A 15286-nucleotide genomic window follows, 5' to 3' on the forward strand; every position below is an offset into this window, starting at 1 on the left:
CTCCCTCGCCCCTTCACTTCACCATGGGCAGCTTCAGGCCCTGCTTCTTGGCCGTCTCCACCGCCAGTTCGTAGCCCGCATCGGCATGGCGCATCACGCCGCTGCCGCAGTCGTTGACCAGCACATTGGCAAGGCGTTGGGCCGCTGCTTCAGTGCCGTCGGCCACGATGACCATGCCCGAGTGCTGCGAGTAGCCCATGCCCACGCCGCCTCCGTGGTGCAGGCTGACCCAGGTGGCCCCGCCCGAGGTGTTGAGCAGCGCGTTGAGCAGCGGCCAGTCGCTCACGGCGTCGGTGCCGTCGCGCATGCCCTCGGTCTCGCGGTTGGGGCTGGCCACGCTGCCGGTGTCCAGGTGGTCACGGCCGATGACGATGGGGGCCTTGAGTTCGCCGTTCTTCACCATCTCGTTGAAGGCCAGGCCCGCAATGTGGCGCTCGCCCAGGCCCAGCCAGCAGATGCGTGCGGGCAGGCCCTGGAAGGCGATGCGCTCGCCCGCCATGTCGAGCCAGCGGTGCACATGCTTGTTCTCGGGGAACAGCTCCTTGATCTTGGCGTCGGTCTTGCGGATGTCCTCCGGGTCGCCGGAGAGCGCCACCCAGCGGAACGGGCCCTTGCCTTCGCAGAACAGCGGACGGATGTAGGCGGGCACAAAGCCGGGGAAGTCGAACGCGTCCTTCACGCCTTCATCAAACGCCACCTGGCGGATGTTGTTGCCGTAGTCCACCACCGGGATGCCCATGTGCTGGAAGTCGAGCATGGCCTGCACATGCACGGCGCAGGAGCGGGCAGCGGCCTTCTTCAGCACCTCGTGTTGCGTCACGTCCTGCTGCGCGGCGCGCCATTGCTCCACCGTCCAGCCTGCAGGCAGGTAGCCGTTGACGAGGTCGTGGGCCGACGTTTGATCGGTCACCAGGTCGGGCTTCAAGCCGCCGGCCTTGGCACGCTTGACGAGTTCAGGCAGCACGTCGGCCGCGTTGCCCAGCAGCGCGATGGAGATGGCCTCCTTGGCAGCCGTGTGCTGCTGGATCAGCTCGAACGCATGGTCGATGTCGCGCGCCTGCTTGTCCACGTAGCGCGTGCGCAAACGGAAGTCGATGCTGCTTTGCTGGCATTCAATGTTGAGCGACACCGCTCCCGCAAACGTGGCCGCGAGCGGCTGTGCACCGCCCATGCCGCCCAGGCCTGCGGTCAGTATCCACTTGCCTTCGAGTGACCCGCCATAGTGCTTGCGGCCCGCCTCGGCAAAGGTTTCGTACGTGCCCTGGACGATGCCCTGTGTGCCGATGTAGATCCAGCTGCCCGCCGTCATCTGGCCGTACATGAACAGGCCCTTCTGGTCCAGCTCGCTGAAGTGCTCCCAGTTGGCCCACTTGGGCACGAGGTTGGAATTGGCCAGCAGCACGCGCGGTGCGTTGGCGTGGGTCTTGAACACGCCCACGGGCTTGCCGGACTGGATGAGCAGGGTCTCGTCGTCGTTCAGGTCCTTGAGCGAGGCAAGGATCTGGTCATAACACTCCCAGTTGCGTGCGGCGCGGCCGATGCCGCCGTACACCACCAGGTCTTGCGGGCGCTCGGCCACTTCGGCGTCCAGGTTGTTCTGGATCATGCGATAGGCCGCTTCGGTGAGCCAGCTCTTGCAGGTGAGCTGGCTGCCACGCGGCGCGCGGATCACGCGGCTGGCGTCGTGGCGGGGGTCGGTGTTGGAGGCGGCGGCGATGATGGCGTCGTTGGCATTCATGGTGGGCTCCTGTGAATCAGTGGGTGTGCGTAAAAAAATCAGGCGAAGCTGGGCAGGCATTGCGTGAGCGCTGCAGGCCATGTGGACTGCTGGGCCCATGCGCGCATGGCTTCGATGTCGGTGGCAAGGTAGCGGTCTTGCTCCAGGTAGGCCACGCGCTCGCGGATGGCGGCGAACTGTGCTTCGACGAGCGGAGAGGATTTCAAGCTGCGGTCGAACTCCATGCCCTGCGCGGCCGCCATGGCCTCGATGCCCACCATCACGGCCGCGTTGCGCACCATGTCGCCCAGTCGGCGTGCGCCGTAGGTGGCCATGGAGACATGGTCCTCCTGGTTGGCCGATGTGGGCAGGCTGGTCACGCTGCTGGGGTTGGCCAGGCACTGGTTCTCGGCCGCCAGCGCGGCGGCGGTGACCTGGGCGATCATGAAGCCCGAATTCACGCCGCTGTCGCGGATCAGGAACGCGGGCAGGCCCGAGAGGCCCGGGTCCAGCAGCAGCGACAGGCGGCGCTCGGAGATGGCGCCGATCTCGGCCACGGCGAGCGCAATGATGTCGGCCACAAAGGCGACCGGCTCGGCGTGGAAGTTGCCGCCGGAGATCACGTCGCCGTTGTCAAAAACGAGTGGGTTGTCGGATGCCGCATTCGCCTCGATGGTCAGCACGCGCGCGGCGTGGTGCAGGTTATCCAGGCACGCGCCCATCACCTGCGGCACGCAGCGAATGGAGTACGGGTCTTGCACGCGGCCGCAGTTGGGGTGCGATGGGTCGATGGCGCTGCCGTCGAGCAAGGCGCGCACAGCGGCAGCCACGGCAATCTGCCCGGCCTGGCCGCGCGCTTCGTGGATGCGCGCATCAAAGGGCTTGACCGAGCCCTTGATGGCTTCGAGTGACAGGCAGCCCGCGACCAGCGCTGCAGCGAACACGCTCTCCGCGCCGAACAGCCCGGCCAGCGCGAGTGAGGTGGACACCTGCGTGCCGTTGAGCAGCGCCAGCCCTTCCTTGGGACCCAGCACAAACGGCTGCAAACCGATGGAGCGCATGGCCTCCGCCCCCGACACCACCTTGCCATCCACCTTGGCCTGCCCTTCCCCGATCAGCACACAGGCCAGGTGGGCGAGCGGCGCCAGGTCACCCGATGCGCCGACGGAGCCCTTGGCCGGAATAACAGGAAGCACATTGGCGTTGGCCATGGCCAGCAGCGCATCCACGATCTCAGGCCGGATGCCCGAATGGCCACGCGCCAGGCTGATGGCCTTGGTCGCAAGGATGAGGCGCACCACATCGTCCGCAAGCGCATCGCCCGTGCCCACGCTGTGCGACAGCACCAGGTTGCGCTGCAGCTCGGCCAGGCGCTCGTGCGCAATCTTGGTGCTGGCGAGCTTGCCAAAGCCGGTGTTGATGCCATAGACCACCTGGTCTTCGTCCACGATACGCTGCACCGTGGCCAGCGACGCCTGCATGAGGGCCCGCGCGGACGGGTCCAGCGACAATTGCACGGGCGCGGCATAGATGCTGCGCAGCGCGGCCAACGACACATGGCCGGGGAGCAGGGTCAGAGAGGAAGTGGTGGCTTTTGTCATGGCGTTGATCCTGTATATACAAGTAGGTACAAGCGAAATAATCTGGGGCTTTTGACCAACAGCCATCAACCGGCGACGGGGTTGCCGTCGGCTCGGAAGCGGCTGCCCAAACGGTAGCGGGTGGCAGGGTGCAAACACCGCACCACGGTGATGGGCACCCCGCGCGACCAGGTGCGGCGGGTGAGCAGCAGGCAGGGCTCCTGCGGAGACATCTCCAGCAGCGTGGCCTGCTCCGCGGTGGGCATGACGGCATCGACCACATGCTCGATCTGGTCGAAGGGCACGTTGCGCACCAGGTATTCGGAGGGCTGCAGTTGCGTGAAGTCCTGCGCGGCGAACTGAGGCACCTGGCGCGGGTTCACATGGCGGTCTTCGAGCTGCACAGGCAGCCCATCTTCGCGGTGGATGCACAGCGAGTGGAACACCGACTCGCCCGTGCGCAGGTCCAGCGCGGCGGCCACTTCGAGCGTTGCCGAGATGCGCTCTACCGCCAGCACGTCGCAGCGGTAGTCGTGCCCGCGCTGGCGGATCTCGCTCGCGAGGTTGGCGATCTGCAGCAGCGTGGACTGCGGCTTGTCTTCGGCCACAAAGCTGCCCACGCCCGCCACGCGCACGATGCGGCCCTGCTCTACCAGCTCGCGCAGCGCGCGGTTCACGGTCATGCGCGAGATGCCGAACTGGGTGACCAGCTCGTTCTCGGAGGGCAGGCGGTCGCCCGCTCGCCAGATGCCTTCCTGGATCTTGCGCGAGATGTGGTCCTTGACCTGCTCGTACAGCGCCATGGCCTGCGCGGGCGCAGCCGCCGAGGCCACGGCCTTGGCAGGCGTGGTGCTGCGCGGTGCAGCGGCGTTGGTGCGGCGGGATGGACGGGCGCTCATGGGTGGATGCAGGGTGGGTGCAGGTTCAGATCAGTGCAGGTCCGCCGCCATGGATTCGGCGCGAATCTCTTCGGTGAGGCGCGCCTTGAGGTCCATGAATTCGGGGCTGGTCTTTATGGTGTAGTGGCGTGGGTGCGGCAGGTCCACCGCCAGCTCGGTCTTGATGCGGCCGGGGCGGGCGCTGAACACGGCCACGCGGTTGGCCATGAAGATGGCTTCGTCGATGTCGTGGGTGACGAAGAGCACCGTCTTGCGCTCGGCCTCCCAGATGCCCAGCAGCAGCTCTTGCATGAGCACGCGGGTCTGGTTGTCCAGCGCGCCGAAGGGCTCGTCCATCAACAAAATCTTGGGGTCGTTGGCGAGCGCGCGCGCAATGGCGGTGCGCTGCTGCATGCCGCCCGACAGCTGCTTGGGAAAATGCTGCTCGAAGCCGCGCAGGCCGACCTTGGCTAGAAAATAGTCGGCGCGCTCTTTCTGCTGCGCCTCGGGCATGCCGCGCTCGCGCAGGCCAAAGCGGATGTTCTGCTCAATGGTGAGCCAGGGGAACAGCGTGTAGCTCTGGAAGACCATGCCGCGCTCGGCGCCGGGGCCTTCGACCGGCGCGCCATCCAGCAGAACGCGGCCGCTGGTGGCATGGTCCAGCCCCGCGACGATCCGCAGCAGCGTGGACTTGCCGCAGCCCGAGGGACCGAGGATGGTCACAAAGTCGTTGTCCCGCACTTCAAAGTCCACCGGTTGCAGCGCCTGCGTGCGCTGGCCCTTGGCAGTCTCGAAAACGCGCGAGACGGCTTGAATGGAAACAGAGCTCATCGCACAAAACTCCAGGCAAACAGCCGGTGGTTGAGGGCCTTGAAGGCGAAGTCGGACACCAGCCCGATAAGGCCGATGACGATGATGCCGAAGATGATCTGGCCGGTGTTGAGCAGCGACTGGCTGTCGGTGATCATGTGGCCGATGCCGCTCGACGATCCGATCAACTCGGCCACGATCACATACGTCCAAGCCCAGCCCAGCACCAGGCGCAGGGTTTCCGCAATGTCGGGGGCAGCACCGGGGATGAGCACCCGCGTGACGATGCCCTTGTGGCCCGCACCCAGGGTGTAGGCAGCCTCCACCAGGTCGCGCCGCGCGCCGCCTACGGTCACGGCCACCATCAGCGTGATCTGGAAGACCGAGCCGATGAAGATGACGAGGATCTTCTGAGCCTCGCCAATGCCCGCCCACAGGATCAGCAGCGGGATGAAGGCCGAGGCTGGCAGATAGCGGCAGAACGAAATGAAGGGCTCAAAGAACGCCTCGATGCCCTTGTAAGCACCCATGGCAATGCCCAGCGGCACGGCGATGACTGCGGCCAGGATGAAGCCGCCGAACACACGCCACACCGTCATGCCGATGTCCTTGTGAAAGCCGTACTCTGCAAACAGCAGCCAGCCCTCCTTGGCCATCGTGACGGGGCTGGCCAAAAACGTGGGCGACACATAGCCGCCCAGCGTGAAAAACGCCCACACCAGCACAAACAACACAAAAAAACCAAAGCCCAGCAACCAACGGGCGCGGGCACTCACAGGCTCCAGTGGAGCCAGTGAACGCCGCCGCACAGGGGCTTTTGGCGCGGTAACGGACAGGGGTTGCACGGCAGACATGGCGCGTTCTTCTTCCAGTTTCTTACTTGATGAAGCTCGCGTCGAAGGTGACCGCCAGGTCTTCATTCGCCTTGCGAATGATGCCGGCCTCCAGCAGGATGGCCGTGGCGTCCTTCATAAAAGCCTGCAGTTCGCCCGCAAAGAACTTCTGGTTGGCAGCCTTGTCCTGCCAGCGCAGGAAGGACGACGACTTGGCGAACTGCTCGCCCGTCTGCTTGACCGCAGCGCCCATGATCTCGTTGGACTTGGTCGGGTCGGCCTTGATCATGTCGAGCGCCTGGAAGTACGAGTTGGCGAGCGCCTGCGCGGCCTTGCCGTTGGCCTTGAGCCAGGTGGGGTCGCAGCCCACGGTGTCCATCACCATGGGGTAGTCGAGCGTGGTGGCCAAAATCTTGCCCGAGGCGGGGTTGTCGCGCACGGTGGACAGGTAGGGCTCATACGTCATGGCGGCGTCGTTCTGGCCCGCCACGAAGGCCTGCGCGGCCGCCTGGGGCGACAGCGTGGTGGTCTTCACGTCCTTGAGGCTCATGCCGTTCTTGCTCAGCATCCAGGCCAGGCCGAAGTAAGGCGCGGTGCCGGGCGCATCCACGCCGATGGTCTTGCCTTTGAGATCTGCAAAGCTCTTGATATCGCCACGCACCGCAATGCCGTCGGCGCCGTAGGACTTGTCCATCTGGAAGATCTGCACGATGGGCACGCCGTTGGCGTTCCAGGCCACATGCGTCTCGACCGTAGTGGCAGCGCACTGGATGGACTTGGAGGCCAGGGCCAGGTGGCGGTCCTTCTGCGGGATCATCTTGATCTCCACATCAAGGCCGTTCTTCTTGAAGATGCCGGCCTTGTCGGCGAGGGTGAGCGGCGCAAAGCCCGTCCAGCCGGACATGCCCAGCACAATCTTGGTGTCCTGCGCCTGGGCCGGTGCGGCCAGTGCCATCACGCATGCCGTTGCCGCTGCCAGCGACGTCCATTTCGCAACCGATCGAGTCATCATCTGCTCCTGTGTGAAGAAAGTTCGTTGGCCCACCCAGCCGGGACGCCTGCGTGCCGGTTGCCATGATGACAGCCGGAGCATACCTGTATATACAGGGTAAACGCTAGGCCCTCACCATGTGCGGAGGTAGTGCCAGGGTTAAGCAAAATCGGGGCCAGCTGATCTGGCTTGGCGGCTTGGGTCTCCATGAGCCTGGCAATTTCACTATTAAAATAATAGCTATTAGCACTTACCCATAAAGCGCTAGCAGCCATTTCAGGCATTATTTGGACACCTACCGCAAAGCACAGGGCTGCCAGGGCGGGTTGGAGCAGCACCCGTTGCGCCATCTCGATGCAGGCCACAAGCGCACCAACCGTGTGCGCCAGATATCGGCGTGGACTGCGCCGCGCTCAGCCTGGCGCGCCAGCAGTTGCCTGTGCCGCACCGTCAGGACACGGCAAGCGCGCCGTGACTCTCAGGCCCGGTTCCGCATTGCGCACCAGCAGGGTGCCGCCGTGGGCCTGCGTGACCAGGCGGCACAGGTACAGCCCCAGCCCTACCCCCCCTGTGGTGCGCTGGCGCGCCGTGTCGGGGCGGTAGAACGCCTGGGCCAGATGCGGCAGATGCGCAGGCGGCACGCCGGGGCCGTGGTCCCGCACTTCGATCTCCACCACGCCTTCGTTCATTCGCAGTTCGATCTGCGGCGGCTGGGCTGCGGGGTCGTTGTGGCGCAGGCTGTTGTCCAGCAGATTGCGCATCAGCAGGCGCACACGGGACCGGTCGAGCATGCAGGTGGGCAAAGTGCCGGGCACAAGCAGCGTGATCGCTGTTGCCCCAGGGTGGCGCACTTCCAGTTCCGCCACCACCTCACGCGCCAGCTCGGCCAGGTCAGTGGGCTCGCGGTGCAGGGCCGCATGACGCCCGGCCAGGCGCTCGCTTTCGAGCAAGTCGGTAATGAGCCGTGCCATTTCACCCAAGTCGCGCATCAGGGCTGCGCGCTGGGCAAGCACATCGGGCGATTCGGGCAACAGCTCGGTGTTCAGGCGCGCCCTCGTGAGCGGGCTGCGCAGCTCGTGGCTCATGGCCAGCAGCAGCGCCCGCTTGGCCTCCAGCATCTGGTGGATGTCTTCGCCCATGGTGTTGATGGTGCCCGCCAGCTGTCCCAGCTCATCGGGCCGGTGCGCGTGGCGCACCGGAATAGGTTCGCCAAAGTCGCCATTGCCAAAGCGCCGCGCACCATGCCGGATGTCGTCCAGGGGCCGCAACAGGTGGCGCACATACACAAAGGCCAGCGCTGTGAGCAACAGCAACACCGTGAGCGTGCCCCAGGCGATGCGCGGGCGCTTGTCCCACGATAGCGCGTTCAGCCCGAATTCGATGTGGTGGCCATCGGCCGTGGTGCGCTGCAGAAGGCGGTAGCCGGTGTCATCGCGGCTCCAGTGGTCCTGGCGCTGGACCTTGTCACTCATCCAGTCCGGGCGCGGCCGATCGGGGTGCGAATCCCAGTGGATCTGCGGCCCGTCGATGCGCAGCGTCACCGGAAGCCGGTCGGCAATGGCCTGTGCCCGCTCGATGCTGGGCGGGCTGCCAATCTCAGCCGTGAGGCGGTCCACATAGTCCATCAGCAGCGGACGTGCGGCCTCCTTCCAGCCCAGAGCAACCACCTTCTGCATGCCACCCATGAAGACCACGGCCACGGTCACGGCGAGTGCCATGAACACCAGCACCAGGCGGATGCGCAGCGAATACCCGACGGCATCGCGCGCACGTCGGTGCCATGGGCAGGCGGGATCGTGCCCGAGCTGTGAATCGGAGGGCTTCATGGCCAGGTCGATGCCGAAGAAGGGGCGCCAGGCGGAGCACTGGCCGCCCTGCGCAGTGCCAGCGAATAGCCCGCGTTGCGCAGCGTCTTGATGCAGTCCAGCGGCTCCAGCTTCTTGCGCAGGCGGCTGACCACAATATCGACCGCGCGCGTGTACAGCTCGGCCTCATGCCCGCGCAGCTGGTTGAGGATGTCGTCGCGGCTGAACACCTTGCCAGGCTCCCGGGCCAACAGGTGCAGCAGGTCGAATTCGGTGCCCGTCAGCTCCAACGCCACCCCCTGGCGCAACACGCTGCGGCGGGCTGCATCAATGCTCAGGCCTTCAAACTCCAACGTGGCACCCGAGCCGTTCCCGGGCCCGCTGGCCCGTCGGCGGCGCAGCACGGTCTGCAGTCGAGCCACCAATTCACGCGGCTCAAAAGGCTTGGGCAGGTAGTCATCGGCTCCCAGCTCCAGCCCCACCACCCGGTCCATCACCTCGCCCCGGGCGGTCAGCATCACGATGGGCAGATCGCCCTGCTTGCGAATGGTGCGGCACAGCTCAAACCCGTCCATTTCGGGCAGCATGACATCCAGGATGGCGGCATCAAATCCGCCTGTCGCCAGCTGGGCGAGCCCGTCGCTCGGTTTGAGGGCATGGATCAACTCCAGCTCGAACCGTTGGAAGTAGGTGGCCAGTGGCGGGCCCAGCTGCGCGTCGTCGTCAATAAGCAGGATGCGGTGCATGCGCAATTCTCACACCGTCAGGCATCCGCTCCGTGGGCGGGCCCCCGAGCGGTGTCCACCACACGCAATGCGCGGTGTCGCACGATAAGTTTGCGCAGGCGGCCCTGGGCACCGGAATGCAGCGTGTCAAAGTGGTCTGCGGCGGCCAGCAGCGCCGGCAGGGTCTGCGCTGCGGCTGCAGGCTGGCGAGCGACCAAGCCCAGCGCATGTTCGCGGTCAAAACGCGGCCCCCAGACCAGCGACATCAACTCGTCGTGGGGGTCGGGCATGCCCGCCAGCAGCGCAGGCCCATGTTTGCGCACGCCCTGTGCCAGGCGGTGGATGGGTTCCAGCGTAGGAGACATGTGAACGCCCCCCGCCATCAGCCGCGCGCCATCCAGCCCTTGCGCCTCTGCATCATCTCGCGCACTTTCTGCTGCTGGTCGGGGTTCAAGCTGTCGTAGAAATCGGCCAGTGCGCTGATGACTTCGGGGCTGTTGGCCTGGACCGCGCGGGTTTTCTCATCCAGCAAGGTCTGCGCCCGCGCGCGGTCAAACTTGGCGCCCGCCACAATGGCCTGCATTTCGGTGCGCGGATCCGCAGTCTTGCCGATGAAAGCTGCCCGCTGGGCTTCCATCTTGTCGGCCAGCACATTGAGCTTGAGCTTTTGCGCCTCGTTCAGGTCCAGCTTGCTGCTGACGCGCTCCACCACTTTGCCACGCACCTCGGTTATCTTCTCGGGGCTCATCGGGCCGCGGTGATGGTGGCTGCTGGAGCAGGCCGTCAAGCCGCCCACGGCAATGGAGGCGCCGAAGATGCCCATCAGGGTTTTCTTGATCCAGGGTTTCATGGTGCAGTCCTTTCATGGACGGTGTTGAACATGACCCTGATGGTGCCGACAGACCCCGCCGATGGGGTCTCGACGCAGTTTCGGTTTATTTCATTTTGTTTCACCCCCGTGCTATGCCACCCACCAGCCTGCAACATAGCTGCGAGTGCCCTTAACGGACCACGGCGGAAAGCACAACAAGCCGATTTGCTAACTCGGCAGCCTCAGTCCGCATCCGGTCGAGTGGTATGGTGCCGACGCTCCAGCCGCTATACCAGATATGGAAGGCAATCCCCCCCGCGAAGCCTTGGCCCAAGCCATACGCCTCTATCGCCTCCTTGATGCCGGGGTGCAAGGTCGGAACACCGACCAGAATTTTTCCGTCGAACACCCTTGCCAGATACTGCTGGGCACCTTCCGGGCGGACGTGCAGTGTCAGCACCGACATCGCTTTGCTCCGCAACCACCCATTTACAGGCGAAAAGTCATCAGCCCATCGCCTGCGGCTCTTGACAGTCCAGATCGGCAAACTGCAACTCCCGCTCCAGGCCGTGGCTGTCGCTGCGGCCCAGAGGCAGGTTGTCGGTTTGCTGGCGTTGCAAGAGCCTGTCTGCGGGCTGGCCCATCTGCAGAGAGGGAGCCTCTGGGCAAGCTTCCAGGTGGTGAGAAAGCGTGGGATCGTAGGACAACATTTTTACTCCTGAGGCCGGGCCGATAACGGCCGGTAAAAAGATTGGCACATACCCATGCACGAGCGCATGTCAGAGCCCAGAGAACACGGATGCGGGACAGCGCATACACGTCAAGTGCGTAAGACCAAGAGGCCGGCTTTGCAAGTGCCCTTGTCCGGAAGAGGACTACGCCGCCTTTTTCAACAAAGGAGACTCCCCCATTCCGAGTGCATCGCCTTCACCGGCCAGCAGACCAATGCAGTCCAGTGCTGTCGGGGGATCACACGGCTGTGCATACACACGCAATGCGATGTCCTGCGCTGCCGGGGAAAAGTACAGCCAGAGGTTGTCGTTCGCCTTGTCGTAGCAAGAAAAAAGTGCCCTGCCAGAACCAGGAGGACACATCAAGAACTTCGACATGAACATCTGCTGGATTCGCAAGGCAGGCTCAAAGGCCTCATCGTCGTTGCCAAGCGCCAATTTGTACCAACTGCTCATATGCACCTTTCGTCTGGCCGTGCCAGCAATACAGATGCTTCATCGTATTTTTGGCCTGCGACTATGGCCCTTCTGGTGCAGCGCAACACTCTGTAGGACGATTTCTCCCGGTGCCTGGAGTTTTTCCAGGAATCCCCTCACCAGGGACCTCAGTCGTAGGAAGACTCCAGATCGCAATGCGATTCCCGGTGGTGTATCTTGACGCGGGCTCCACAGGCTCGCAGGGTCGCACAACCGAGGCCGGTGACATACAGCACCTGGGCTTTCTGATGGGGTGAATCGACGGGCGGAAGCTGCACCTCCACCATTCCAGCCGCGCGCAGGATGCGCAGCTTGTCGATGTTGACGACATCCGATTCAATCAAGGGAAGCGCGTCGCGCTCCAGCGCTCTCAAGTACTCCATTGGCATGGTGGCCTCCGGCGTGAACGAGCGTGCATTGTGCGGCGTGAGCCCCTGAGGCTCAAGAATTGATACACGAAGCTACAACCTCGCGATCTAATCAAGCTGCGTCGCCCAGTGACAACCTGCGCCGCTTGGCGATACGGTCCGTAGACCCAAAACCCATCTTCACAACGCTGCGATTGCGATGCATGGAACAAGCGGCACTGCAGCCAAGAGCGGCGAACAACACCTAGCGCAGCGGCCCGGGCTAAGCGTTTCTTCGCAGGCAGTACAAGCCGTACAACAAGACGGGCGGCCGCCAGGGGAGTTTTGTTCGTCGCGCTAAAACCTTCAAACCCTGCTGACACGTCGGAGGCCCGTGTAAACCGGACATATTTCACGATTTACTGACCCGCCCATCGCACACCAATCGGAACCGGACTTAGGATGCACCTACCGTCAAATCTGGCGGTTCGCTCCTCCCCTGTGCGAGTGATGCAATGATTTAGCCCGCCTCGTGCGGGCTATTTTTTTCGAACCTCGCGGCTCTCGCCGCAGGCAAACAGCCCCTGCCGACCAATCTATCGCACTCAATTGCCAATATTTCCCAGGGCATCGACGGTCAGCACACCAACCCCTGGGAGGCAAACAAGGATCTTTCGGTGCAGCAGTTTCTGGAAAGAGTCTTGGAATGCATGGATGCAATAGCCCCCGAAGGAAACGCGGGAACAACTAGGCGCAGTCGGTGATTTTTCAGGTTTGTTCCCCCATCCGTTCCCCGGTTTAGCTGTGGCTACCAGCGAACTACGGCGCATGTCCATGCACCGTAAGTACCTGTTTTACCAATGAAAAAGGGCGTTCGCTGGAAATCAGCGAACGCCCTTGGACGTTATGGTGGTGGAGCTGGCGGGAATTGAACCCGCGTCCGCAAGCCTTCATCGGGCAGATCTACATGTTTAGCGATCTGATTTGAGTCTCGCCGCCTGTGTCGCGCAGTCGCACGCTACACAGGCCGCCAGCACCCTATTTTCTCGCTCCAAGCCAAGGTACCCGGATCAGAGCCAGCCCATGTAATTATCCTTGCAGCCGGGAGGCGCTGATTGCTCAGAACCCCCTTGCCCAGCCCATCGGCCAACTGTTGCAAGGCTCACTGGCAATTAAGCAGCGAGTGCGAAACGTTCGTCGTTTGCAGTTAGTTTTTTAAATCGAGATTTACGAGCGTGACTCAAGCTCGACATGCACCACACCGATTCCGAACCCACGTCGAAACCAGGACAGCCCCAGACCCTCTATTTTAGGTGCGTACAAGCAATTGCAAGAGCTCGGCCGGAGATTTAATTGCAGCATGGGCGCCCCACTCTGTCGGATTGGTCTTGGCCCCCAGGTATCCGTAGGTTGCTGCGACAGTTCCCATGCCCGCAGCGAGGCCTGCAAGAATGTCGCGCTCATCGTCCCCAACATAGATGCACTGCCCCGGCTCCAGTTTCAAGCGCGACGCCGCCTCGAGCAAAGGGGCTGGATGGGGTTTTGCATGGGGAGTGGTATCTCCGCTGATCACCGCTCCTGCGGTCGCAAACAGCGGAATGGCGCGGGTCAGAGGGTCCGTAAAGCGGGTCGCCTTGTTGGTCACCACGCCCCATGCCAGATTGCGGCGGAGGATCTGGGATACCAGCTCCGGCACCCCCTCAAAAATGCTGGTGCGTTCTGTCATGCACGACTCATAGTTCACGAAGAACTCCTCGCGCATGGTCAGAAAGTCGGGATGGTCGGGCGCCATGCCAAATGCCTCGCCCAACATGCCACGGGCACCGGCACCTGCCATCGGACGATAGCGCTCCAGCGGCAGGGAGGGCAAACCACGGTCCGTGCGCATCTTGTCGGCAGCAGCACCTAGATCAGGGGCACTGTCAATCAGTGTTCCATCCAGGTCAAACAGCACCGCGCGGATATTCTGAAACATAGGCTCGGCCTCAGGCTGCGCGCCGCGTGGCAAACAGGTAGTTCACACTGGTGTCGCTGCTCAACCAGTAACGTTGCGTAAGGGGGTTGTACTCCAGGCCTCGGGTGGTCATCACGTCAAGGCCCGCGCTGCGGCAGCTGGCGGCCAGTTCGCTGGGTCGAATCATCTTGGCGTATTCATGCGTTCCATGGGGCAGCATGTTTAATACATATTCAGCGCCCACAATGGCCAGCATGAAAGCCTTGGCACTTCGGTGTATGGTCGAAAAGAACACCCATCCGCCCGGCTTCACGAGCTCAGAGCAGGCTCGCACAACCGATGCAGGATCAGGCACATGCTCAAGCATTTCCATGCAGGTCACCACGTCAAAGCTGGCGGGTTGCTCTTTGGCGAGCGCCTCCACACTGACTTCCCGGTACTGGATGTTGGTGGTCTGTGCCTCCAGAGCGTGCAACTGGGCCACTCGCAGTGCCTTGGAAGCCAGGTCAATACCCAACACGTCCGCGCCTTTGCGGGCCATGGAGTCGGCCAAAATACCGCCGCCACAGCCAACATCCAGTACGCGCTTGCCTGACAGGCTGCACTGCGCATTGATCCAGTCGAGCCGCAAAGGATTAATCTGGTGCAAGGGGCGAAATTCACTTTCGGGATCCCACCAGCGATGGGCCAATTCCGAAAACTTGGCCAGTTCGGCCGGATCTGCATTGACGATTTCACTCATGCACTGATTCTCCACGACGAAAGGCAATGGACAAAAAACCCCAGACGCAAAAAAGCCCCGATAACGGGGCTTTTTTGGGAAGCAATACGAGGATTACTTGGAAGCGCGGGTACCAACCACTTCGATTTCCACGCGACGGTTCTTCGCACGGCCTTCGGCAGTCTTGTTGTCAGCCACGGGTTGCTTTTCGCCCTTGCCTTCAGTGTAGACGCGGTTCTTTTCGATGCCCTTGGACACCAAGTAAGCCTTCACGGCTTCGGAACGACGCACAGACAGCTTCTGGTTGTAAGCATCGGAGCCCACGGAGTCAGTATGACCCACGGCGATGATCACTTCCAGGTTGATGCCCTTGACCTTGGAGACCAAGTCATCCAGCTTGGCCTTGCCTTCTGGCTTCAGCACCGACTTGTCGAAGTCGAAGAATGCGTCAGCAGCGTAGGTCACCTTGGTAGCCACAGCAGGAGCTGGAGCGGCAGGAGCTGGAGCAGCGGCAGCAGGAGCTGGGGCAGCAGCAGGAGCGGCAGCAGCAGGAGCTGGAGCGGCGATAGCGCCATCGCAGCCAGGAGCGGCCGTTGCAGGCGTCCAGTTGGCATCGCGCCAGCAGTATTCGTTGGTGCCGTTCTTCCAGACGATGCCAGAAGCGTTTCTCCAGTTGTCAACGGTTTGTGCGCCAGCGGCGGTTGCGAGCGCTGCAGAGGCAAACAACATCGCCACTTTGTTCAGTTTCTTCATGGTTCTCCTCTTGGGGAAAAAGCCGCAGCCGCGCTGCGAATCAGGACGCTTGGAGTGACCATCACCCAAAGCGTTCAAACGATTGTGCCATACGTAACAGGGCAAAAGCGGGGGCACCCGCCTGGGGCCCGTAGGACAAAACCGGAATTGCTT

The 15286-nt window shown here is 63.0% G+C and carries 17 protein-coding genes and 1 other RNA gene; all 18 read right to left on the reverse strand.

The features are described 5' to 3' along the window. Nucleotides 1-13: 13 nt before the first annotated feature. The 18 genes from hutU to ompA all read right to left on the reverse strand — a co-directional run bounded on the left by hutU (nt 14) and on the right by ompA (nt 15133). Nucleotides 14-1738: a urocanate hydratase gene (gene hutU, locus ACT89O_RS14855; protein WP_487260452.1), complete on the reverse strand. Its 1725-nt coding sequence runs from the start codon at nt 1736-1738 to the stop codon at nt 14-16. 38 nt (nt 1739-1776) lie between these two features. After that, nucleotides 1777-3318 carry a histidine ammonia-lyase gene (hutH, locus tag ACT89O_RS14860; protein ID WP_218299912.1) on the reverse strand — a complete coding sequence of 514 codons (1542 nt, stop codon included), beginning with the start codon at nt 3316-3318 and terminating at the stop codon, nt 1777-1779. Nucleotides 3319-3383: 65 nt separating this feature from the next. Further along, on the reverse strand, nt 3384-4196 hold the full coding sequence (gene hutC, locus ACT89O_RS14865) for a histidine utilization transcriptional repressor HutC (RefSeq protein WP_487260453.1): 813 nt from the start codon (nt 4194-4196) through the stop codon (nt 3384-3386). Nucleotides 4197-4226: 30 nt separating this feature from the next. Beyond that, entirely contained in the window at nt 4227-5006 is a 780-nt protein-coding gene (locus ACT89O_RS14870) for an ABC transporter ATP-binding protein (RefSeq protein ID WP_228898274.1), read from the reverse strand. Continuing rightward, on the reverse strand, nt 5003-5839 hold the full coding sequence (locus ACT89O_RS14875; RefSeq protein WP_121506125.1) for an ABC transporter permease: 837 nt from the start codon (nt 5837-5839) through the stop codon (nt 5003-5005). Before ACT89O_RS14875 ends, ACT89O_RS14870 begins: the two co-directional genes overlap by 4 nt. Nucleotides 5840-5861: 22 nt before the next feature. Continuing rightward, the gene (locus ACT89O_RS14880; protein ID WP_121422772.1) at nt 5862-6827 is read right to left on the reverse strand and encodes an ABC transporter substrate-binding protein; all 966 of its coding nucleotides are present in this window, start codon (nt 6825-6827) and stop codon (nt 5862-5864) included. A gap of 395 nt (nt 6828-7222) precedes the next feature. After that, entirely contained in the window at nt 7223-8635 is a 1413-nt protein-coding gene (locus ACT89O_RS14885) for a HAMP domain-containing sensor histidine kinase (RefSeq protein WP_121420400.1), read from the reverse strand. Then, a complete protein-coding gene (locus ACT89O_RS14890; protein WP_487260454.1) occupies nt 8632-9360 on the reverse strand; it encodes a response regulator transcription factor in 729 nt (242 codons plus the stop codon). The genes ACT89O_RS14885 and ACT89O_RS14890 overlap by 4 nt, the downstream gene beginning before the upstream one ends. Before the next feature lie 17 nt (nt 9361-9377). Next, nucleotides 9378-9704 carry a hypothetical protein gene (locus ACT89O_RS14895; RefSeq protein WP_121420402.1) on the reverse strand — a complete coding sequence of 109 codons (327 nt, stop codon included), beginning with the start codon at nt 9702-9704 and terminating at the stop codon, nt 9378-9380. A gap of 17 nt (nt 9705-9721) precedes the next feature. Continuing rightward, nucleotides 9722-10189: a Spy/CpxP family protein refolding chaperone gene (locus tag ACT89O_RS14900; protein WP_487260455.1), complete on the reverse strand. Its 468-nt coding sequence runs from the start codon at nt 10187-10189 to the stop codon at nt 9722-9724. Between the two features lie 151 nt (nt 10190-10340). Then, nucleotides 10341-10616, reverse strand: a complete 276-nt coding sequence (locus ACT89O_RS14905) for a hypothetical protein (protein WP_487260456.1) — start codon at nt 10614-10616, stop codon at nt 10341-10343. Between the two features lie 40 nt (nt 10617-10656). Further along, complete coding sequence (locus tag ACT89O_RS14910; protein ID WP_121420405.1) at nt 10657-10860, reverse strand: hypothetical protein; 204 nt, start codon at nt 10858-10860, stop codon at nt 10657-10659. Nucleotides 10861-11025: 165 nt separating this feature from the next. Then, a complete protein-coding gene (locus ACT89O_RS14915) occupies nt 11026-11337 on the reverse strand; it encodes a hypothetical protein (RefSeq protein WP_487260457.1) in 312 nt (103 codons plus the stop codon). 149 nt (nt 11338-11486) lie between these two features. Next, nucleotides 11487-11747 (reverse strand): hypothetical protein, encoded by a 261-nt coding sequence (locus ACT89O_RS14920; protein WP_121420406.1) that lies wholly within the window; start codon nt 11745-11747, stop codon nt 11487-11489. Between the two features lie 868 nt (nt 11748-12615). Beyond that, nucleotides 12616-13002: a transfer-messenger RNA gene (gene ssrA, locus ACT89O_RS14925) on the reverse strand. A gap of 12 nt (nt 13003-13014) precedes the next feature. Next, complete coding sequence (locus tag ACT89O_RS14930) at nt 13015-13680, reverse strand: HAD-IA family hydrolase (RefSeq protein ID WP_487260458.1); 666 nt, start codon at nt 13678-13680, stop codon at nt 13015-13017. 10 nt (nt 13681-13690) lie between these two features. Beyond that, entirely contained in the window at nt 13691-14401 is a 711-nt protein-coding gene (gene ubiG / locus ACT89O_RS14935) for a bifunctional 2-polyprenyl-6-hydroxyphenol methylase/3-demethylubiquinol 3-O-methyltransferase UbiG (RefSeq protein ID WP_487260459.1), read from the reverse strand. A gap of 93 nt (nt 14402-14494) precedes the next feature. Beyond that, nucleotides 14495-15133 carry an outer membrane protein OmpA gene (ompA, locus tag ACT89O_RS14940; protein WP_055402503.1) on the reverse strand — a complete coding sequence of 213 codons (639 nt, stop codon included), beginning with the start codon at nt 15131-15133 and terminating at the stop codon, nt 14495-14497. Nucleotides 15134-15286: the final 153 nt, after the last annotated feature.

It is taken from the genome of Acidovorax sp. NN32 (genome assembly GCF_057597245.1).